Below are 21,509 nucleotides of genomic sequence, written 5' to 3' on the forward strand. Positions count from 1 at the left end.
GGGGGCGGCCAGAAAGACGTTCTGCGCCAGCCGGGTCAGCGGCTCCACGGCCTCCTGCGGCGCCAGCAGCCAGCCCAGGCGCCAGCCAGTCATGCCGAAGTACTTGGAGAAGCTGTTGACCACGAAGGCATCGCTACTCAGCGAGGCCACCGACAGCGGCGCGATGTCGTAGCTGAGCCCCTGGTAGATCTCATCCACCAGCAGGTGGCCGCCGCGCTCGGCCACCATGTCGGCCACCGCCTGTAGCTGTGCCGCATCGAGCATATGGCCGGTGGGGTTGGACGGCGTGGCGAGCATCGCCAGTCGGGTCGCCTCTTGCCAGTGCTGCGCGACGAGGCTGGCATCGAGCTGCCAGCCGCTCTCCGGGCCGACGGGGACGGTATCCACCTCGGCCCCTGCCAGCGCCATGAAGTGGCGATTGCAGGGGTAGTTGGGGTCGGCCATCAGCACCCGGTCGCCGGGCCCTACCAGCAGTTGACTGGCCAGCAGCAACGCCCCAGAAGCCCCGGGCGTGACCAGAATCCGCCTGGGGTCGACGTCGGCACCGAAATGCTCGCTGTAGTGGCCGGCGATCGCCTGGCGCAGGGCCGGCAGCCCCGCCGCCGGGCTGTAGCGCGTGTACCCTGCGGCCAGCGCCGCCTGCCCGGCTGCCACCACCGGCTCGGGAGTGGCGAAGTCGGGCTCCCCCACCTCGAGATGAATGACGTCGTGGCCGGCCGCCTCGCGCGCCTGAGCGGTCTCCAGCAGGCTCATCACACGAAAGGGGGCGACGCGATCAACGCGCGGATTCCACGACATGGCTGACTCCTGAAACACAAGATAGATGACCGACGTTGGGCACTTTTCCCGTTCCCACGGTCAAAAAACCATACCATTGATTTGACTCACCTGGGGATGCCAGGCGTTGCTGCCAGGTATTGCAAAGTTGGTCAATATCCGATAAACAAGCATGCCTTTGGCGTGAGATACCTTGCACCAGGTTGCGGCGGGTATTGATCAGCAGTCACTCAAGTAATGAGGCAGTCCCATGCCAGTAGCAGACAAGAAAACGGAAGCGCCCAAAAAGTTCACCCCGTACGAGTCGGCACCGGGTGAAGAGTACATGAACGAGCAGCAGCTTGAGCACTTCCGACAGATCCTGCTGGGCTGGAAACAGGAGCTCATGGAAGAAGTCGATCGCACCGTGCGCCACCTGCAGGAAGAGGCGAACAACTACGCCGACCCTGCGGACCGGGCCACCCAGGAAGAGGGGTTCAGCCTGGAGCTGCGGACCCGCGATCGCGAGCGCAAGCTGCTCAAGAAGATCAACGAGACCCTCGAGAAGATCGATGAGGAGGACTACGGCTACTGCGAGGCGTGCGGCGTCGAGATCGGTATTCGCCGGCTGGAGGCTCGCCCCACCGCTACGCTGTGCGTCGACTGCAAGACCCTGGCCGAACTGAAGGAAAAGCAGCTCGGCGGCTGAGGTCCCTAGCGTGTGGGTCGCGTCACTTCGCAACGGGCACCCCTGGGTGCCCGTTCGCATGTCGGCCATCGTCTCCGGGAGCGCGTCATGACCGGTTATCGCGGTCGCTTCGCCCCGACCCCCTCGGGCGCCCTGCACTTCGGTTCGCTGATCGCCGCCCTGGCCAGCTTTCTCGATGCGCGCCGGGCCGGCGGCGAGTGGCTCGTACGCATCGAGGACATCGACCCGCCGCGCTGCCCCGCAGGAGCCGCCGATACCATCCTGCGCCAGCTCGAGGCGTTCGGCCTGCACTGGGACGGTCCCGTGCTGTGGCAACACTCACGCGACTCGGCTTATGCTGCGGCACTGGAGCGGCTCGAGGCGCTGGGGCTGGCCTATCCCTGTAGCTGCTCGCGCAAGCAGTGGCGTGACTTTTCGGTCTACCCCGGCTGGTGCCGTGAAGGTCCGCGCGAACCGGACAAGCCGCTTGCCTGGCGCCTGCGCAGCGACCTCGGCCTGCGTCCGGTGGTATGGCAGGACCGCCTGTTCGGCGAGCAGCGCTTCGATCCGGCCGAGCTCGGCGACGTGGTGCTCAAGCGCAAGGACGGCCTGTGGGCCTACCAGCTGGCGGTGGTAGTCGACGACGCCGATCAGGGCATCACGGATATCGTTCGCGGCTTCGACCTGCTCGACAACACGCCCTGGCAGCGCCAGCTGCAGCAGGCGCTGGAGTTGGCCGAGCCGCGCTATCTGCACCTGCCCTTGATCGTCAATCGCGACGGCCAGAAGCTCTCCAAGCAGAATCTGGCCCCGGCGCTGCCGTGCGAGGAGAGCGCCGTACGGCCGCTGCTGTACCGCGCCCTGGCGGCACTCGACCAGGCGCCGCCCGCCGAACTGGACACGGTGCCGGTGCCAGAGCAGCTGGCCTGGGCCATCGACCACTGGGAACCGAGCCGAATCCGCCCCGAGGCCCACCGCCAGGAGTGAGGAGCGCCCATGTACGTCTATCGCATCATGCTGTTCCTGGTTCTGGCCGGCTATCTGCTGTCGCCGCTGCTGATGAGCGGCTGGTCGAGCCCCGGAGTCGCCTGGTACCGCCCCTTCGTCATCTGGGGCGTACTGATCGCCCTGACGCTGTGGCTGGAGCAGAAGAGGAAGCTCGATGAACGCTAGCCTGGTCAGCGTGTTCGCCCTCGGTACCGGCTTCCTGCTGCTGATGTTTCTCTGCGCCCTGGCGGTGGAGCGGGGCTGGCTGAGCCGCCGCGTGACCCGTCATCCGGCCGTCTACACCCTGGCGCTGGGCGTCTATGCCAGCGCCTGGGCGATCTACGGCAGCCTGGAGCTGGCCTCGAGCTCGGGCTACGGCTATCTCGCCTATTACCTGGGCGTGGCCGGCGCCTTTCTGCTGGCCCCGGTACTGCTGGTGCCCATCCAGCGCATGACCCGTACCCACCAGCTCGCCTCGCTGGCCGACCTGTTCGCCTTCCGCTTCCGCTCGCGCTGGGTCGGCACCATGATCACGGTGATCAGCCTGCTGGCGGTGATGCCGCTGCTGGCGCTGCAGGTGCAGACCTTGGGCGATGCCATCTTCCTGATGACCGGCACCGCCTCACCGTCGCTGCTCGCCCTGGCGCTGTGCGCCCTGATCGCGCTGTTCGCGATGATCTTCGGCGCCCGCCACGGCAAGGGCCCGGCGCGGCACGATACCCTGCTGGCGGTCATCGCCCTGACCTCGGTAGTCAAGCTCTTCGCCATGCTGGCACTGGGCGCCATCGCCCTGTTCGTCGTCTTCGATGGCCCTGCCGACCTGCAGCACTGGCTCGACGGCCCCGGCCAGCTGTACCAGGCCGGCGTGGTGCAGCCGGACGCCGCCCACTGGCGCACCCTGCTGCTGCTGTTCTTCGCCGCCGCGCTGCTGATGCCGCACATCTTCCACATCACCTTTGCCGAGACTCTGTCGCGACATACTCTGCTGCAGGCGAGCTGGTCGCTACCGCTGTTCCTGCTGCTGATGGCGATTCCGGTCCCGCTGATTCTGTGGGCGGGCCAGCGGCTGGGCAGCCACGAGCTGGTGGGCGCCGCCTACCTGGCCTTCGGACTCTCCGACGCCTTCTGGGTCCAGGCGCTGGCGTTCCTCGCCGGCCTGGCCGCCAGCAGCGGCACCATGGTGATCATCGCCATGGCGCTCTCCGGCATGATCCTCAACCACGTGCTGCTGGTGGCTCACCCGCCCGAGGCCCAGCCCAACCTCTACCGCTGGCTGCGCTGGCTGCGCCGGGCGCTGATGGCCGCCGTCATCCTCAGCGGCTGGCTGTTCTATCGCACGGTCGGCGTCAACCACGACCTGACCACCCTGGCCCTGGCGGCCTTCGTCGGCATGGCCCAGTGCCTGCCAGGGCTGCTGGCGCTGCTCTACTGGCCGGGCGCCAACCGCAAGGGCATGGTCTCGGGCCTGGTCGTCGGCGTCGTCATCTGGCTCGTCGGCCTGTGGCTGCCGCTGCTCACCGGCCTGCCCACCCTGATCCTGATCCCGCCGGGCCTGGAACTGCTCGACGGCGAGCCGGACTGGTACGTGGTCACCCTGGTGTCGCTGGCGCTCAACGTGCTCGTCTTCATCATCGTCTCGCTGGCCACGCGCACCTCCGAGGGCGAGCGCGCCGCTGCCGAAGCCTGCTCGGTGGATGCCGTGATCCGGCCCAAGCGCATGCAGCTGATCGCCGCCACCGGCGAGGAGTTCAAGCAGCCGCTCGCCCAGGCGCTGGGCGAGGAGGTCGCCCAGCGTGAGGTGGAGCGCGCCCTGACCGACCTCGGCATGTCGCCGCTGGACGGCCGCCCCTATGCCCTGCGCCGGCTGCGCGATCGTATCCAGGCCAACCTCTCCGGCCTGATGGGCCCCTCGGTGGCCCAGGACATCGTCGACCGCTACCTGCCCTATCGCCGCAGCGGCCAGGAGCCCACCGACGACATCCACTTCGTCGAGAGCCGGCTGGAGGCCTACCGCTCGCGACTGACGGGACTGGCCCGCGAACTCGACGGTCTGCGCCGCTACCATCGGCGCATCCTCACCCGCCTGCCGGTGGGGCTGTGCGCCTTCGGCGTCGACGACGAGCTCTTGATGTGGAACGACGCCCTGGCCGAGCTCTCCGGCATCGACGGCGGCAGCGTCGTGGGGGCCAGACGCGACGGCCTGCCGGCGCCCTGGTCCGAGCTGCTGGGCCGCGCCCTGGTCGAGCCCAACGACCACCTCTACAAGCAGCCGGTCGAGCTGAGCGGCAACATCCGCTACCTGACCTTCCATCGCGCCGAGCTGCAAGCCGACGACGACGTGCGCGGTGGCACCGTGATCCTGGTCGAGGACCACAGCGAGATGAAGTGGCTCGAGGACGAGCTGGTGCATGCCGCCCGGCTGGCCTCGATCGGTCAGCTGGCGGCCGGGGTCGCCCACGAGATCGGCAATCCGGTGACCGGCATTTCCTCGCTGGCCCAGAACCTGCGCTATGACACAGACGACCCCGAAGTGCTGGAAACCGCCCGGCAGATCCAGCAGCTGACCGACCGTATCTCGCGCATCGTCAGCTCACTGGTGGGCTTCGCCCACGGCGGTCGTCATGTGAAGGACACCACCCTGGCGTCGGTCTCCATTGCCGCCATCGCCGACGAGGCGCTGCACTTGATCCGGCTGGCACGCTCGGGCGAGGATGTCAGATATCGCAATCTCTGTCCTCCCGCGTTGAAGGTGCTCGGCGACACCCAGCGGCTGCAGCAGGTGATGATCAACCTGCTGAGCAATGCACGGGATGCCAGCGAGCCTGGCGGCAAGGTGGACATCGATGCCGAGCCGGATGGCGACACGGTGAAGGTTACCGTGACCGATGAGGGGCATGGGCTCGACGACCGGGTGCGCGAGCACCTCTTCGAACCCTTCACTACCACCAAGCCACCGGGCGAAGGCACGGGACTCGGTCTGCCTTTGGTCTACAGCATCGTTGCCGAGCATCATGGCAGGATAGAGATCGAATCGCCGCCCCCCGGGGCTGAGCGGGGCACCCGCATCTGTCTGTGGCTGCCCACCGAACGAGAGGATGGTGAACATACCGATGAGCCGGATTCTGATCGTTGAAGACGAAGCCATCATCCGCACCGCACTGCGCCGGCTGCTGGAGCGCCACGACTACCAGGTGAGCGAGGCCGGCTGCGTGGACGAGGCGCTGGCGCTGGAGCCGCGCGGCTTCGATCTGGTGATCAGCGACCTGCGCCTGCCCGGCGAGCCCGGCACCGACCTGATCGAGCACGCCGCGCCGACCCCGGTACTGATCATGACCAGCTATGCCAGCATGCGCTCCGCGGTGGAGGCGCTCAAGCAGGGCGCCGTGGATTACGTGGCCAAGCCCTTCGACCATGACGAGCTGCTGGAAACCGTGGCCCGGGTGCTCCATCAGCGGTCGACCCACAGCACCTCTCCCCCCGACATCACCGATGCCGGCGGTACACGCCAGCCGATGATCGGCGAGTGCGCAGCAATGCAAGCGGTCTATACCCGCATTCGCAAGACAGCCCCCGCCGACGTCACCGTGCTGATCCAGGGTGAGTCGGGCACCGGCAAGGAGCTGGTCGCGCGTGCCATCCACCAGCAGAGCCAGCGCGTCCACGCCCCGCTCATCTGCGTCAACTGTGCTGCCATTCCCGAAACCCTGATCGAGTCGGAGCTGTTCGGCCACGAGAAGGGTGCCTTCACCGGCGCCAGCGCCGCCCGCACCGGCCTGGTCGAAGCCGCCGATGGCGGCACGCTGTTTCTCGACGAGATCGGCGAGCTGCCGCTGGACGCCCAGGCCCGCCTGCTGCGTGTGTTGCAGGAGGGCGAGATCCGCCGCATCGGCTCGGTGGAGACCCGCCATGTCGACGTGCGTCTGATCGCCGCCACGCATCGCGACCTGCGCGCACTGTCGAAGACCGGCGAGTTCCGCCTCGATCTCTACTACCGGCTCAACGTGATGCAGATCGACCTGCCGCCGCTGCGCGAGCGCGAGGACGACATCCTGCTGATCGCCGACGTACTGCTGGAGAAGGCCTGCCAGCGCCACCATCGCGACGGCTTGCGCCTGTCGCGAGCGGCGCGGCGCGAGATACGCGACTACCCCTGGCCTGGCAACGTGAGGGAGCTGGAGAACGCGCTCGAACGCGGCGTGATCCTCGCCGAGGGCCATCTCATTCACCCCGACGATCTGGGCCTCAGGCCGAGCCTGGCACCGGCGCCCCGCAGCATCGTCGAATCCCAGCCGGCCACCGCCCAGGTCGAAAGCGAAGCGCTGGACGCCGAAGAGGACCTGTCGCTGGAGGACTATTTCCAGCACTTCGTGCTCGAACATCAGGATCACATGAGCGAGACGGAGCTGGCCCAGAAGCTCGGTATCAGTCGCAAGTGCCTGTGGGAGCGGCGTCAGCGCCTGGGCATCCCGCGCAAGAAGCAGGCCCGCCGCAGCAGCGCCTGACCGCTTCGCCCCTTTCTACGACTAATGTCCAAGCGTCTCGTGCGGCTTCGCCGAGGCGCTTTTTTGTGCCCTTCCATGCGCCCATGCACCAAGTGTTACCTTCCCACCCAGAACCTGCCCCCTCGTGGCGCAACCGGGGTAACACATTCTCCGCGCCATGCCGGGACGCATCCGAGACGACGAAATAACCCATTGTTTTGCATGAATTAAAAAAACCTTGGCATATGCCGTGCAACATTCATGGCAAGAAAAACAACATCCGGCTGCATCCCGAGCCAACAACAATAACAAGGCATCGGGGGAGCAGGGCCTGCGCCAACAACAACAACAACAATGGCAGGCTGTGATAGAGACGCGGCGAGGGGCAACAACAACAAGATGCCCCGGAGAACGCTGCCCTTCGCTTCGACTGCAACAACAACAAGACACGAGCGAAGCACCGGATCCATCAGGACGCGACGCGCCAACCCCGGCCACCAACAAGAACAATGGCCGCAAACGCGCACCTTCGGCAACAATGCCAACAAGCCGAAGGGAGGCATATCTTCCATGCCGTCGTGGTTGGATTATTGTTTTGAATACGAGGCGGTCGCATAACCAGGAACGTCAACAATCACAACAACACTGTTTGCCTGTGACTCTTGGTGACTGTGGTGCGTATTCAAGGCGATGCGCCATCACGAAGAAGAAACAGCCGCAAGGACGCAGCAACATTTTTGCTTGTGAGAGGAGGCCCACGGGCCTCCTCTTTTGCATATCTCTGCTGCGATACCGTCGCGATGATCCGTGCGCCGCTTTGCAAGGTGTCGGCGGTCCGCTACACTCTAGTACTTTCGCACACTGCGAGTCGATATCGCCGCATGTTCAAAGGATTTACCCGCTTTCTGCAGAGCCCTGGCGCGCATTTCAGGACACTTTTCGGCCCCCAGGATGCCTCAGGGGGGCACGCAGGCCCTCGAATCATTCCTCGTGATCAGCACCCCGTGTCGCGTCAGCACTTCAGCGAGCCGGCGCTCAAGGTGCTCTATCGCCTGCACAATGCCGGGTTCGAGGCCTACCTGGTCGGCGGCTGCATTCGCGACTCGCTGCTGGGCAAGATGCCCAAGGACTTCGATGTCGCCACCGATGCGACGCCCGAGCAGGTACGCGAACTGTTTCGCAATTCGCGCATCATCGGCCGCCGCTTTCGCATCGTGCACGTGCGCTTCGGCCGCGAGGTGATCGAGGTCACCACCTTCCGCGGTACCCACAGCGACGACCATGGCGACCATATCGCCCAGCAGTCGGAGCACGGCCTGCTGCTGCGCGACAACGTCTGGGGCAGCATCCAGGAAGACGCCATCCGCCGCGACTTCACCGTCAATGCCCTTTATTACAGCATCGCCGATTTCTCGATTCACGACTTTGCCGACGGCATGCGTGACATCGAGTCGCGCACCCTGCGGCTGATCGGCGATCCGGCCGTGCGCTACCGCGAAGACCCGGTACGCATGCTGCGTGCGGTTCGCTTCGCCGCCAAGCTGGACTTCCATATCGCCGCCGATTCGGAAGCGCCGATCGAGAAGCTGGCACCGCTGCTGCTGCAGATTCCGTCGGCACGGTTGTTCGATGAGGTACTCAAGCTGTTCATGGCCGGCCATGGCGTGGCAACCTTCCGCCTGCTGCGCCATTACGGCCTGTTTGCCATGCTCTTCCCCGAAACCGATGAGGCGATGGTGGAGCAGCCCTGGGCCGAACCGCTCATCGAGCACGCCCTGGCCAGCACCGACAAGCGCATCCATGAGGAGCGCCCGGTCACGCCGGCTTTCCTCTTCGCCGCCCTGCTGTGGGGGCCCGTGCAGCGCCGCCAGGCCGCGCTGGAGGCCGACGGCATGCCACCCATTCCGGCACTGCAGCTGGCCTCGCAGCAGGTCCTGTCGCGCCAGCTGCAGCACATCTCGATCCCCAAGCGCTTCAGCATGCCGATGCGCGACATCTGGGACCTGCAGCAGCGCCTGCCCCAGCGGCGCGGCAAGCGCGCCCTGCAGACCCGCGAGCATCCGCGCTTCCGTGCCGCCTACGACTTCCTGCTGCTGCGTGAAGCCGCCGGCGAGATCGAGGCGGGACTGGGCGAATGGTGGACCGCTTATCAGGAAGGCGACGAGCACGAGCAGCGGCGTCTGCTCGAGAAGGCCGGCGCCGATGCCGGACCCGGCGGTAGCGACTCGCGCCGTCGGCGCCCACGCAAACGTCGCCGGCGCAGCTCCTCCGGCCCCTCATGACGCCTCTCGTCGACGTCTATGTCGGGCTGGGCAGCAATCTCGAAGACCCCATCGCCCAGGTGCGCCTGGCGCTCGAAGCGCTCGGCACACTGCCGTTGACCGAGCGCGTCGCCGCCTCGCGGCTGTACGTCAGTCGGCCGCTCGGTCCACAGGACCAGCCCGACTTCATCAATGCCGTCGCCCATCTGCGTACCCGTCTGTCCCCTCTCGCCCTGCTCGACCAGTTGCAGGCCCTGGAACAGCGCCATGGCCGTGTGCGCCGGCGCCACTGGGGGCCCCGCACGCTCGACCTCGACCTGCTACTGTACGGTGACGAGTGCCTGGAATTGCCGCGCCTGCGGGTGCCGCACCCCGAGATGACCGCGCGCAGCTTCGTCCTGCTGCCGCTCGCCGAGCTGTCGCCGCAACTGCAGCTGCCGGATGGGCGCCCTGTGGCGGCCCTGGCGAGCGCTCTTGCGACAAGCGATGAGATCGAAGTGTTACCTGAGTAGCGCTGAGTGAGGGACCAAGTGTTACCAGTCGACACGACTGCCTTATTCTGGTAACAATCATGCGCAGCATTGGTGCAGGCGGCTCCAGACCGCTCGCCCGAGACACAACGAGAGCACGCCATGAAAACCGTCACGCTAAGCACACTGCAGGCCTACAAGCGCGCTGGAGAAACCTTCAGCTGCCTGACCGCCTATGATGCTACCTTCGCCCGCACCGCAGCCGAGGCGGGTATCGAGGTACTGCTGGTCGGCGACTCCCTGGGCATGGTGCTGCAGGGGCATGACAGCACGCTGCCGGTGACCCTCGACGACATCTGCTACCACACCCGCTGCGTGGCGCGCGCCAAGGGCGCCAGCCTGCTGATGGTCGACCTGCCCTTCATGAGCAACGCCACCACCGAGCGCATGCTCAACGATGCCGGTGAGCTGATGCGCGCCGGTGCCGAGCTGGTCAAGGTCGAGGGCGAAGCCTGGATGGCCGAGGGCATTCGTGAGCTGACCCGTCGCGGCGTTCCCGTCTGCGCCCACCTGGGCCTGACACCACAGACCGTGCATCAGCTCGGCGGCTACAAGGTGCAGGGGCGCGATGCCGAACGTGCCGCACAGATCCTCGAGGATGCCCGCACCCTGGCCGATGCCGGCGCCTCGGTCATTCTGCTGGAGTGCGTGCCGGCCAGCCTCGGCCGTGCCGTCACCGAGGCCCTCGACGTACCGGTGATCGGTATCGGTGCCGGCCCCGATACCGACGGTCAGATCCTGGTCATGCATGACGTACTGGGCGTCACCCATGGGCGCACACCGCGCTTCGTCAAGAACTTCCTGGCCGAGGCCAACGACATCCCTGATGCGTTCCGCCGATACCACGAAGCGGTCAAGGCGCGCCGCTTCCCGGCCAAGGAACACAGCTTCTGATACTGCGCTTTCCTTCCAGGAGTCATGCCGATGCGTACTCTGCGAGACATTCCGGCGCTGCGTGAGGCACTCGGCGAGTATCGCCGACGCGGGCAGCGCATCGGCCTGGTGCCGACCATGGGCAATCTTCACGCCGGCCACCTGTCCCTGGTGGAAACTGCCAGGCGACATGCCGACGTGGTGATTGCCACCGTTTTCGTCAATCCGCTGCAGTTCGGCGCGGGCGAGGATCTGGATGCCTACCCCCGCACCCTGGCCGACGATCAGGCCAAGCTCGAGGCCGCCGGCTGCGATCTGCTCTTCGCCCCCAGCGATGCCACGCTCTACCCCCGCGGCCTGCAGGGCCTCGCCCAGGTGCGCGTACCGGTGGTCAGCGAGGGGCTTTGCGGCGGCTCGCGCCCCGGCCACTTCGACGGCGTCGCCACCGTGGTTTCCATTCTCTTCAACCTGGTGCAGCCCGACGTGGCCTGCTTCGGCGAGAAGGACTACCAGCAGCTGGCAGTGATCCGCAAGATGGTGGCGGATTTGCACTTCCCCATCGAGATCGTCGGCGTGCCCATCGTGCGCGCCGAGGACGGCCTGGCACTCTCCTCACGCAACGGCTACCTCGACGCCCGTGAGCGCGACACGGCAGCGGAGCTGCAGCGCACCCTCGTCGCCCTGCGCGAGGTCCTGGAAGCCGGAGCGCCGATCGAGGCGACCCTAGAGACGGGGCTGGCCCGGCTGCGCGAGGCCGGCTTCGAGCCCGACTATCTGGAACTGCGCGCCGCCGACCTGACACCGGTGGATGCCACCACCCGTGGCGCCGTGCTGCTCGCCGCCGCACGCCTGGGCAAGACCCGCCTGATCGACAATCTGACCCTGACCCTGCCGCACTGAGGCGGTTCCCAGCGCTACCTGGAGGTAAAAACCCGCATGTTCACCATCATGCTCAAGGCCAAGCTGCACATGGCCCGCGTCACTCATGCCGTCCTCAACTATGAAGGCTCATGTGCCATCGACGGCGAGCTGCTGGACATGTCCGGCATTCGCGAGAACGAGCAGATCCAGATCTACAACGTCGAGAACGGCCAGCGCTTCACCACCTACGCCATTCGTGCCGAAGAGGGCTCGCAGGTCATCTCCATCAACGGCGCCGCCGCGCATCTCGCCGGTCCCGGCGACCGCGTGATCATTTGCAGCTATGCTCATTACAGCGAGGCCGAACTGGAGCACCACCAGCCACGCCTCGTTTACCTGCAGGAAGGTAACGCCGTCAGCCACACCAGCAACGCCATTCCCGTCCAGTTCGCCTGAACTGAGGGGTGACTCGCGGCAGTGTCGTGCACCGTCACGCCAGCGGGGGATTGCCGCGCTGCACAATAGTCGCCTATGCTGGTCGGGCTGACGCCAGTGAACGACTCGGGAGAATGACAATGCAAGACGTGGTGATCGTTGCCGCCCGCCGCACCGCCATCGGCGCCTTTGGGGGCTCACTTTCCGGCATCGCCGCCAGCGACCTCGGTGCGCTGGTAATCAAGGACATACTGGCCACCACAGGCGTGGCCCCGGAGCAGGTAGACGAGGTATTGCTCGGTCAGGTGCTGACCGCCGGCGTGGGCCAGAACCCGGCCCGCCAGGCCGCCATCAAGGCAGGCCTGCCCGCCGCCGTACCCGCCATGACCATCAACAAGGTGTGCGGCTCGGGCCTCAAGGCCCTGCACCTGGCAACTCAGGCGATCCGCTGCGGCGACGCCGAGCTGATCATTGCCGGCGGGCAGGAGAACATGTCGGCCTCGCCCCACGTACTGCCCAACTCGCGCAACGGCCAGCGCATGGGTGACTGGAAGGCCATCGATACCATGGTGCACGACGGCCTGTGGGACGCCTTCAACAACTACCACATGGGCATCACCGCCGAGAACCTGGCAGAAAAGTACGGCATCACCCGCGAGGAGATGGACGAATTCGCCGCTGCCTCGCAGCAGAAGGCCGCCGCCGCCATCCGGGAGGGCCGCTTCAAGGGTCAGATCGTGCCGGTGGAGATCCCCCAGCGCAAGGGTGACCCGGTGGTGTTCGACACCGACGAGAACCCGCGCGAAGTGAGCGCCGACAAGCTCGCCGGCATGCGCCCCGCGTTCAAGAAGGACGGCACCATCACCGCCGGCAACGCCTCCTCAATCAACGACGGCGCCGCTGCGGTGATGCTGTGTTCCGCCGACAAGGCACGCGAACTCGGACTCGAGCCGCTGGCACGCATCGTGGCCTACTCCAACGCCGGCGTCGACCCGGCGATCATGGGCATCGGCCCGGCACCGGCGACCCGACGCTGCCTGGAGAAGGCCGGCTGGAGCCTGGACGACCTCGACCTGGTCGAGGCCAACGAGGCCTTCGCCGCCCAGGCGCTGGCGGTCAACAAGGAGCTCGGCTGGGACGTTTCCAAGGTCAACGTCAACGGCGGCGCTATCGCCCTGGGTCACCCCATCGGCGCCTCCGGCTGCCGCGTGCTGATCAGCCTGCTGCACGAGATGATTGCTCGTGACGCCAAGAAGGGCCTGGCCACGCTGTGTATCGGTGGTGGGCAGGGTGTCGCCCTCGCCATTGAGCGCTAAGCACGTACCGCGGCACGAGCGGCGCCGGGGGCAGGACGTAGCGGAGGTCTTTTGCCAGGGAAGGCAAAAGTAGCGCCCAGGGAAGGGTTTACAGCGCCTCCGCAAAGGCCTGTCGCCGGATCAGCCGCGATGCTAAAAAACCGCCCCCATGGCCAGAGGCCATGGGGGCGGTTCGCGTTTCGGCGTCGGGTGCGGCTTACAGCGCGACCTCGGCCTCGGCGGCTTCGAAGGCAGCCTTCTCTTCCGCGCCGATCTCCTTGATGGTGAGCTTCACGCGGTTGCGGTTGTCGATGTCGAGCACCTTGACCACCACCTCGTCACCCTCATTGAGGAAATCACGCACGTCGTTGACCCGCTCGGGCACGATCTGCGAGATGTGCACCAGGCCGTCGGTACCCGGCATGATGTTGACGAAGGCGCCGAAGTCGGCGATACGCACCACCTTGCCGCGGTAGAGCTTGCCGATCTCGGCCTCGGCGGTGATCGACAGCACGATGTCGATGGCCTTCTTGGCCGCCGCCTTGTCCTCGGCGTAGATGCGCACGGTGCCGTCGTCGTCCAGATCGATGGAAGCGCCGGTGTCCTCGCAGATCTTGCGGATGGTGGCGCCGCCCTTGCCGATGACGTCGCGGATCTTCTCCGGGTCGATCTTGATGGTGGCCATGGAGGGTGCGTTCTCGGAGACCTCGGAGCGACTCTGGCCGATCACCTCGTTCATCTGCTCGAGAATGTGCAGACGGGCCTCGTGGGCCTGCTGCAGGGCGATCTCCATGATCTCCTCGTTGATGCCCTCGATCTTGATGTCCATCTGCAGCGCGGTGACGCCGGCGGCGCTGCCGGCCACCTTGAAGTCCATGTCGCCCAGGTGGTCTTCGTCGCCGAGGATGTCGGTGAGCACGGCGAAGCCGCTCTCATCCTTCACCAGGCCCATGGCGATACCCGCCACCGGCGCTTTCATCGGCACACCGGCGTCCATCAGGGCCAGCGACGAGCCGCACACCGAGGCCATGGAGCTGGAGCCGTTGGACTCGGTGATCTCGGAGACCACACGGATGGTGTAGGGGAAGTCCGCCTCATCGGGCAGCATGGCCTGCACGCCGCGGCGCGCCAGTCGGCCGTGGCCGATCTCGCGACGCTTGGGTCCGCCCATGAAGCCGGCCTCACCCACACTGTAGGGGGGGAAGTTGTAGTGCAGCAGGAAGCGGTCCTTGCGCTCGCCTTCCAGCGACTCGATCAACTGGGCGTCGCGCAGGGTGCCCAAGGTGGCGATGACGATGGCTTGGGTCTCACCGCGGGTGAAGATCGCCGAGCCGTGGGTCTTGGGCAGGCTGCCCACCTCGATGGCCAGCGGACGCACGGTCTTGTGGTCGCGGCCGTCGATACGCGGCTCGCCCTTGACCACACGGCTACGTACTACGCGCTTCTCGAGGCCGGCGAAGGCGCCCTTGACCTCGTCGGCGTCGAACTTACCCTCTTCCTCGCCGGCCAGCTGCTCCACCGCCTGCTCCTTGAGCGCGGCCAGCGCGTCCTGACGCGCCATCTTGTCGGTGATGCGATAGGCTTCGCCGACCTTGGCCTCGAAGGCGTCAGCGATGGCCTGCTTGAGCGCGGTGTTCTCGGCGGGGGGCTGCCAGTCCCACTTGGGCTTGCCGGCCTCGGCGACCAGCTCGTTGATGGCGCGGATGGCAACCTGCATCTCCTGGTGGCCGAAGAGCACGGCACCCAGCATCTCGTCTTCGAGCAGCTCTTCAGCCTCGGACTCGACCATCAGCACGGCCTTCTCGGTACCGGCGACCACCATGTCCAGCTCGGAGCTGGCCAGCTCTTCCACGGTGGGGTTGAGGAAGTAGCCCTTCTCCTCGTCGAAGCCGACGCGGGCGGCACCGATGGGGCCGTTGAACGGCACGCCGGAGATCGCCAGCGCCGCCGAGGTGCCGAGCATGGCAGCGATGTCCGGGTCATGGTTGCGGTCGGTGGAGAGCACCGTACAGATGACCTGCACCTCGTTCATGAACCCCTTGGGGAACAGCGGGCGGATGGGGCGGTCGATCAGGCGCGAGGTGAGGGTTTCCTTCTCGGTAGGACGCCCCTCACGCTTGAAGAAGCCGCCGGGGATCTTGCCCACCGCATAGGTCTTCTCCTGATAGTGCACGGAGAGCGGGAAGAAATCCTGCCCGGGCTTGGTGTCCTTGCGGGCCACGACGGTACACAGCACCACGGTTTCGTCCATGGTGACCATGACGGCACCGGTGGCTTGGCGGGCAATGCGCCCGGTTTCCAGGGTGACGGTGCTGCGACCGTATTGAAACGTTTTCTTGACCGGATTCACGGCGACTTCCTTCAACTTTTCTCTACATGTATGGGTCGTTTTGACTCGGCGACCATTTTAGGGGTTGACGCGCGTGAGAGCCACCTATACCGCCGCTTTCGTCCTGAAAACGCAAAACGGGCAGCCCCCGGTGGGGACTGCCCGTTTCGTTTCCAGCTTCGCGTCGTTTAACGACGGAGACCGAGGCGCTGGATCAATGCCTGATAGCGCGCCAGATCCTTGCGCTTCAGGTAGTCCAGCAGCTTGCGGCGCTGGTTGACCATGCGGATCAGACCACGACGGGAGTGGTGATCCTGCTTGTTGGTCTTGAAGTGGTCCTGCAGGCCGTCGATGTTGGCGCTCAGCAGGGCCACCTGAACCTCGGGGGAACCGGTGTCGTTGTCGCCACGGGCGAATTCCTTGACGATCTCGGCCTTCTGTTCAGCGGTAAGTGCCATCTGTTTCTCCAGTAAGCAATATGCCTGAAACGTGAATGTGTGAGACCACGCATATTTGCAGTCTCGGGCGTCTCTCCTTACGGGACGGCGCTCGCGCCACCCCTCAATCGGCTGCCGTATTGAGCAGCCGCTTCGGTGCCACCTCCTGTGGCCCCGTCACCACGCCGAGCCCGATGAAGGTCTCGCCGCAGTAAAGTCTCGTCAGCTTGCCGGCCTGCTCGCCGCCGGCATCGACGCTTGCCGCCTGACCGTGCACGAGCCGCTGCCTGGCGCTCTCGTCGACGTCGAGCTTGGGCAGATGCGCCACCAGCACGTCGACCGGCAGCAGCGCCGCCTCCCGCTCGTCCTGACCCGACAACGCTTCCAACGCCTCGATGGGCAGCATGCCCTCGCTGTCGAAGGGGCCGGTGGCCAGCCGCCGCAGGGCGGTAATGTGCGCTCCGCTGCCAAGAGCCCGGCCGATGTCCTCGGCCAGGGTACGCACGTAGGTGCCCTTGCTGACCCGGACTTCCAGCTCGAAGGCATCGCCGTCGAAGGCAAGCAGCCGGGCATCATACACCGTCACGCGGCGCACTGCACGCTCGACGCTCTTGCCCTCGCGGGCCAGTTCGTAGAGCTTGCGCCCCTGATGCTTGAGTGCCGAGTACATTGGCGGCGTCTGCTCGATCTCGCCGCGAAAGCGCTCGAGCACACGCTCGACGTCCGCCGCCGTCAGCGGCGGCACCGCGCAGCGCTCGATCACCTCGCCTTCGGCGTCGCCGGTGTCGGTCACCGCGCCCAGCTGGACCCGGGTGCGATAGACCTTGTCGGCCTCTAGCAGGTGCGCCGAGAACTTGGTCGCCTCGCCCAGGCACACCGGCAGCAGCCCGGTGGCCATCGGGTCCAGGGTGCCGGTATGGCCCGCCTTCTGCGCCTGCAGCAGGCGTCGCACCCGCTGCAGGGCATGATTGCTCGACGCGCCCTTGGGCTTGTCGAGCAACAGCACGCCGTTGACCGGCAGGCCGCGACGACGCCGCGCCATCAGCCGCGCTCTCCCTCGCCGCTGCCGTCCGGGCCGTGCTCGTCATCGTCGTGACGGGCACGGTCGCTGGAAACGGCCTCGTCGATCAGCGAGGAGAGCCGCTGGCCACGCACCACGCTCTCGTCGTAGTGGAAGCGCAGCTCCGGCACGTGACGCAGCTTGATGCGTCGGGCGATCTGACTGCGCAGGAAGCCCGCCGCCTGCTTGAGAACCTTGAGGTTCTCCTTGATGCGCTCGGGGCTGTCCTCGCCCAGCAGGGTCACGTAGACGTCGGCGTAGCCGAGGTCACGGCTGACCGTGACCCCGCTGACGGTGACCATGCCCAGGCGCGGGTCCTTGACCTCGCGCTGGATCAGCACGGCCAGCTCCTTCTGCAGCTGGTCGCCGACCCGATCGGTACGCTTGAACTCGCGCATGCACTACTCCCGCTGCGATTACAGCGTCCGCTCGACCTTGACCTGGTCGAAGACCTCGATCTTGTCGCCGACCTGGACGTCGTTGTAGTTCTTGACGCCGATACCGCACTCCATGCCGCTGCGCACTTCCTGCACGTCATCCTTGAAGCGGCGCAGCGATTCGAGCTCGCCCTCGTAGATGACGACGTTGTCGCGCAGCACGCGGATCTTCTTGTTACGGAAGACGGTACCCTCGACCACCATACAGCCGGCCACGGCGCCGATCTTGGGCGCGCGGAAGACGTCGCGAACCTCGGCCACGCCGACGATCTCTTCCTTCCACTCCGGTGCCAGCATGCCGCTCATGGCCTGCTTGACCTCGTCGATCAGCTGGTAGATGACGCTGTAGTAGCGCAGATCCAGCCCTTCGCGCTCGATGATCTCGCGGGCAGCGGCGTCGGCACGCACGTTGAAGCCGACCACGATGGCCTCGGAGGCCAGCGCCAGGTTGGCGTCGGTGCCGGTGATGCCGCCCACGCCGGAGGAGACCACGGAGACCTGCACCTCGTCGGTGGAGAGCTCCTCGAGAGCGCCCTTGATCGCTTCCAGCGAGCCCTGCACGTCTGCCTTGAGCACGATGTTGACCTTGGCCACTTCGTCCTGACCCATCTGGCTGAACATGTTCTCCAGCTTGGCCTTCTGCTGACGCGCCAGACGCACCTCGCGGTACTTGCCCTGACGGAAGTTGGCGACCTCGCGAGCCTTCTTCTCGTCGGCCACGACCATGAAATCGTCACCGGCATCCGGAGTGCCGTCGAGGCCCTGGATCTCCACCGGCATGGCGGGGCCTGCCGAGTCGACCTGCTGGCCGAGCTCGTTGGTCAGCGCGCGCACGCGGCCGTAGTGCAAACCGGCCAGCACGATGTCGCCCTTCTTCAGGGTGCCGTTCTGGACCAGCACGGTGGCCACCGGGCCGCGGCCACGGTCGAGGCGCGATTCGACCACCACGCCCTTGCCGGGCGCTTCCGGCACGGCCTTGAGCTCGAGCACCTCGGAAACCAGCTGGATCGCCTCCAGCAGGTCCTCGATGCCTTCGCCGCTCTTGGCCGAGACGTGGACGAACTGGGTGTCGCCGCCCCACTCCTCGGAGATGACGCCGTGCTGGGACAGCTCGTTCTTGACCCGGTCCGGATCGGCCGCCGGCTTGTCGATCTTGTTGACCGCCACCACCATCGGAACCTCGGCCGCCTTGGAGTGCTCGATCGCCTCGATGGTCTGGGGCATGACGCCGTCGTCGGCCGCCACTACCAGGATGACCACGTCGGTGGCCTTGGCGCCGCGCGCACGCATGGCGGTGAACGCCGCGTGACCCGGGGTATCGAGGAAGGTCACGCCGCCGTGCTCGTCCTCGACGTGGTAGGCACCGATGTGCTGGGTGATGCCGCCGGCTTCGCCGGTGGCCACCTTGGCCTTACGGATGTAGTCGAGCAGCGAGGTCTTGCCGTGGTCGACGTGACCCATCACGGTCACTACCGGCGAACGGGTGATCTCCTCGCCCTCGTAGGAGATGCCTTCGAGCATTTCGGTCTCGAGGGCGTCGTCCTTGATCAGCTTGGGCTTGTGACCCATCTCCTCGACCACGATGGCCGCGGTGTCCTGATCGATGGTCTGGTTGATGGTCACCGCCGCGCCCATGGTGAACATGGTCTTGATGACCTCGTTCGCCTTGATCGACATCTTGTCGGCCAGCTCGGCAACGCTGATCGATTCGGGGATGGTGACCTCACGCACGATCGGCTGCGTCGGCTTCTGGAAGCCGTGCTTGCCGCCGCCGCTCTGGCCGGAACCGCGGCGGCCGCCGCGACGCTCGGCGCGCTTGACCTTCTTGCCGCCGCCACGGCGACGCTCCTCGCGGTCGCCACGGTCGTCGTCGTCGCGGTCGTGACGCCCCTTCTTGGCCGAAGCCTTCTTGGGCGGCGCGGTACGACGGTCGGTACGGCCCTCCTTGGGCGGCGCCGGCGGCTCGGGCTGGGCAGCCGGCTCTTCTTCCGACTCCACCAGCTCGGGCACCGCAATCTCGGGCGCTTCAGCCTTGGCGGCTTGAGCGGCCTCGGCAACTTCGGCCTTGGCGGCCTCTTCGCTGGCGGCCTGCTCAGCGGCGCGCGCCTTGGCTTGCTCGACCTGCTCGGCCTCGCGCTTGGCCTGGGAGTCGGCCATATCGCCTACCAGTTGGCGCGGCCCGGTCTCTTCCACCGGCTCCGCCTTGGGTGCCTCTTCCTCTTCGGCACGCTTGACGTAGGTACGCTTCTTGCGCACCTGCACCTCGATGGTCTTGCCACGCTCGCCGGTCTTGATCTTGCTGCGCGTCTTGCGCGTCAGCGTGATGCGATTGCGCGCACCGGCACCGGTGCCGCCATGGCTCTTGGTCAGGTAGTCGAGCAGCTTGCGCTTGTCCTCCTCGGACACAGCGTCGCCCTCCGACTTGTGCTCGAGCCCGGCTTCTTTCATCTGTTCCAGCAGTCGGGGCACGTCGCGCCCAACCTTCGCTGCAAAATCCTTAACGGTCATTTCCGACATCTCGACCCTCCTCAGCCCGTGACCCGTTTACTGTTCGTTCTCGAACCAGGGCGCACGGGCAGTCATGATCAGTGCTGCAGCGCGCTCCTCGTCCATGCCCTCGATGTCCATCAAGTCGTCGACGGACTGCTCGGCGAGATCCTCCATGGTAACGATGCCCCGGCTGGCCAGAATGAAGGCCAGATGACGCTCCATGCCATCCATCTCCAGCAGGTCGTCGGCCGGCTGAGCGCCGTCGAGTTCCTCTTCGGAGGCGATGGCCAGCGTCAGCAGCTCGTCCTTGGCGCGGGCACGCAGCTCTTCCACCAGTTCTTCGTCGAGCTCCTCGATCTCGAGCATCTCCTCGAGGGGCACGTAGGCGATCTCTTCCAGCGTGGTGAAACCCTCTTCCACCAGCAGCCGGGCGAGGTCGTCCTCGATCTCCAGATGCTGAATGAAGTTCTCGACCAGACTGTCGATTTCCTGCTCGCGCTTGTCTTCCGCCTCGCTCTCGGTCATGACGTTGATCCGCCAGCCGGTGAGTTCGGAAGCCAGACGCACGTTCTGACCGCTGCGGCCGATGGCCTGAGCCAGGTTGTCCTCGGCCACGGCCACGTCCATGGCATGCGCATCCTCGTCGACCAGGATCGAGCCGACATCGGCCGGTGCCATGGCGTTGATCACCAGCTGAGCGGGATTGTCGTCCCACAGGATGATGTCGACCCGCTCGTTCTGCAGCTCGCTCGACACCGCCTGAACGCGTGAACCGCGCATGCCGACGCAGGCACCGACCGGATCGATGCGGCGGTCGTTGGTCTTGACCGCGATCTTGGCGCGGGAGCCCGGGTCGCGTGCGGCGCCCTTGATCTCGATGAGCTGCTCGGCGATCTCCGGCACCTCGATCTTGAACAGCTCGATGATCAGCTCCGGGCAGGTGCGCGACAGGATCAGCTGGGCGCCACGCGCCTCGGCGTCGACCTTGAGCAGCAGCGCGCGAACGCGATCGTTCATGCGGTAGCGCTCGCCGGGAATCATCTCGCTGCGCGGCAGGAACGCCTCGGCGTTGTCGCCCAGGTCGATGATCAGACCGTCGCGGGTGGTCTTCTTGACGATGCCGGCAACCAGCTCGCCCTCGCGCTCGGCGTACTGCCGTACCACCTCGGCGCGCTCGGCCTCGCGCACCTTCTGCACGATGACCTGCTTGGCGGTCTGGGCGGCGATGCGACCGAAGGCAGCATTCTCGATCTGCTCCTCGACCACATCACCCAGCTTGAGCGGCGTCTCGCGACGCGCGGCGAAGGACTCCTTGATCTCGGCGTCGGGGTTCTCGAACTCGTCGTCCTCCACCACCTCCCAGCGGCGGAAGGTTTCGTAGTCACCCGTTTGACGATCGATATGCACGCGCACGCTGACCTCGCGACCTTCGAAGCGCTTGCGTGACGCGCTGGCCAGCGCCGCCTCCACCGCCTCGAAGATCACTTGGCGGGGTACGCCCTTCTCGTTTGAGATCGCATCGACGACCATCAGAATTTCTTTACTCATGCCTTTGCCTCGCCAGAAAACCTGTTCTTGTGCACCGAACC

At 66.1% G+C, this 21,509-nt stretch carries 18 protein-coding genes; 11 read left to right on the forward strand and 7 right to left on the reverse strand.

Annotated features, from left to right (window positions below):
- Window positions 1-798, reverse strand: a 798-nt coding sequence (locus B8115_RS00075; RefSeq protein WP_010625683.1) for an aminotransferase class I/II-fold pyridoxal phosphate-dependent enzyme, incomplete at its 3' end; no start/stop codon positions are given.
- Between the two features lie 229 nt (window positions 799-1,027).
- Here B8115_RS00075 and dksA point away from each other — a divergent pair.
- The 11 genes from dksA (at window position 1,028) to B8115_RS00125 (ending at window position 13,188) form a co-directional block, all read left to right on the forward strand.
- Window positions 1,028-1,465 (forward strand): RNA polymerase-binding protein DksA, encoded by a 438-nt coding sequence (gene dksA, locus B8115_RS00080; RefSeq protein WP_010625684.1) that lies wholly within the window; start codon window positions 1,028-1,030, stop codon window positions 1,463-1,465.
- A gap of 87 nt (window positions 1,466-1,552) precedes the next feature.
- Complete coding sequence (gluQRS, locus tag B8115_RS00085; RefSeq protein ID WP_010625685.1) at window positions 1,553-2,431, forward strand: tRNA glutamyl-Q(34) synthetase GluQRS; 879 nt, start codon at window positions 1,553-1,555, stop codon at window positions 2,429-2,431.
- A 9-nt stretch (window positions 2,432-2,440) separates the two neighbouring features.
- The gene (locus B8115_RS23695; RefSeq protein WP_010625686.1) at window positions 2,441-2,617 is read left to right on the forward strand and encodes a hypothetical protein; all 177 of its coding nucleotides are present in this window, start codon (window positions 2,441-2,443) and stop codon (window positions 2,615-2,617) included.
- Window positions 2,607-5,564, forward strand: coding sequence for an ATP-binding protein (locus B8115_RS00090; protein ID WP_010625687.1), 2,958 nt, complete (start codon window positions 2,607-2,609; stop codon window positions 5,562-5,564). Before B8115_RS23695 ends, B8115_RS00090 begins: the two co-directional genes overlap by 11 nt.
- On the forward strand, window positions 5,542-6,933 hold the full coding sequence (locus B8115_RS00095) for a sigma-54 dependent transcriptional regulator (protein ID WP_010625688.1): 1,392 nt from the start codon (window positions 5,542-5,544) through the stop codon (window positions 6,931-6,933). The genes B8115_RS00090 and B8115_RS00095 overlap by 23 nt, the downstream gene beginning before the upstream one ends.
- A gap of 860 nt (window positions 6,934-7,793) precedes the next feature.
- Window positions 7,794-9,194 (forward strand): polynucleotide adenylyltransferase PcnB, encoded by a 1,401-nt coding sequence (gene pcnB, locus B8115_RS00100; RefSeq protein ID WP_026037775.1) that lies wholly within the window; start codon window positions 7,794-7,796, stop codon window positions 9,192-9,194.
- Window positions 9,191-9,685, forward strand: a complete 495-nt coding sequence (gene folK, locus B8115_RS00105; RefSeq protein ID WP_010625690.1) for a 2-amino-4-hydroxy-6-hydroxymethyldihydropteridine diphosphokinase — start codon at window positions 9,191-9,193, stop codon at window positions 9,683-9,685. Before pcnB ends, folK begins: the two co-directional genes overlap by 4 nt.
- A gap of 120 nt (window positions 9,686-9,805) precedes the next feature.
- The gene (gene panB, locus B8115_RS00110; protein ID WP_010625691.1) at window positions 9,806-10,597 is read left to right on the forward strand and encodes a 3-methyl-2-oxobutanoate hydroxymethyltransferase; all 792 of its coding nucleotides are present in this window, start codon (window positions 9,806-9,808) and stop codon (window positions 10,595-10,597) included.
- 30 nt (window positions 10,598-10,627) lie between these two features.
- Window positions 10,628-11,476, forward strand: a complete 849-nt coding sequence (gene panC / locus B8115_RS00115) for a pantoate--beta-alanine ligase (protein WP_010625692.1) — start codon at window positions 10,628-10,630, stop codon at window positions 11,474-11,476.
- A gap of 36 nt (window positions 11,477-11,512) precedes the next feature.
- The gene (panD, locus tag B8115_RS00120; protein ID WP_010625693.1) at window positions 11,513-11,893 is read left to right on the forward strand and encodes an aspartate 1-decarboxylase; all 381 of its coding nucleotides are present in this window, start codon (window positions 11,513-11,515) and stop codon (window positions 11,891-11,893) included.
- Between the two features lie 119 nt (window positions 11,894-12,012).
- The gene (locus tag B8115_RS00125; protein WP_010625694.1) at window positions 12,013-13,188 is read left to right on the forward strand and encodes an acetyl-CoA C-acetyltransferase; all 1,176 of its coding nucleotides are present in this window, start codon (window positions 12,013-12,015) and stop codon (window positions 13,186-13,188) included.
- 196 nt (window positions 13,189-13,384) lie between these two features.
- Here the strand turns inward: B8115_RS00125 and pnp are convergent, their stop codons facing one another.
- The 6 genes from pnp to nusA all read right to left on the reverse strand — a co-directional run bounded on the left by pnp (window position 13,385) and on the right by nusA (window position 21,468).
- On the reverse strand, window positions 13,385-15,517 hold the full coding sequence (gene pnp / locus B8115_RS00130) for a polyribonucleotide nucleotidyltransferase (RefSeq protein WP_010625695.1): 2,133 nt from the start codon (window positions 15,515-15,517) through the stop codon (window positions 13,385-13,387).
- A gap of 167 nt (window positions 15,518-15,684) precedes the next feature.
- Window positions 15,685-15,954 (reverse strand): 30S ribosomal protein S15, encoded by a 270-nt coding sequence (gene rpsO / locus B8115_RS00135; RefSeq protein WP_010625696.1) that lies wholly within the window; start codon window positions 15,952-15,954, stop codon window positions 15,685-15,687.
- A gap of 103 nt (window positions 15,955-16,057) precedes the next feature.
- Complete coding sequence (truB, locus tag B8115_RS00140) at window positions 16,058-16,975, reverse strand: tRNA pseudouridine(55) synthase TruB (RefSeq protein ID WP_010625697.1); 918 nt, start codon at window positions 16,973-16,975, stop codon at window positions 16,058-16,060.
- Window positions 16,975-17,391 carry a 30S ribosome-binding factor RbfA gene (rbfA, locus tag B8115_RS00145; RefSeq protein WP_010625698.1) on the reverse strand — a complete coding sequence of 139 codons (417 nt, stop codon included), beginning with the start codon at window positions 17,389-17,391 and terminating at the stop codon, window positions 16,975-16,977. Before rbfA ends, truB begins: the two co-directional genes overlap by 1 nt.
- Before the next feature lie 18 nt (window positions 17,392-17,409).
- Window positions 17,410-19,947 carry a translation initiation factor IF-2 gene (gene infB / locus B8115_RS00150; RefSeq protein ID WP_010625699.1) on the reverse strand — a complete coding sequence of 846 codons (2,538 nt, stop codon included), beginning with the start codon at window positions 19,945-19,947 and terminating at the stop codon, window positions 17,410-17,412.
- Between the two features lie 27 nt (window positions 19,948-19,974).
- Window positions 19,975-21,468 (reverse strand): transcription termination factor NusA, encoded by a 1,494-nt coding sequence (nusA, locus tag B8115_RS00155; protein WP_010625700.1) that lies wholly within the window; start codon window positions 21,466-21,468, stop codon window positions 19,975-19,977.
- Window positions 21,469-21,509: the final 41 nt, after the last annotated feature.

It is taken from the genome of Halomonas sp. KM-1, assembly GCF_000246875.1.
Taxonomy (GTDB): Bacteria; Pseudomonadota; Gammaproteobacteria; order Pseudomonadales; family Halomonadaceae; genus Halomonas; species Halomonas aerodenitrificans.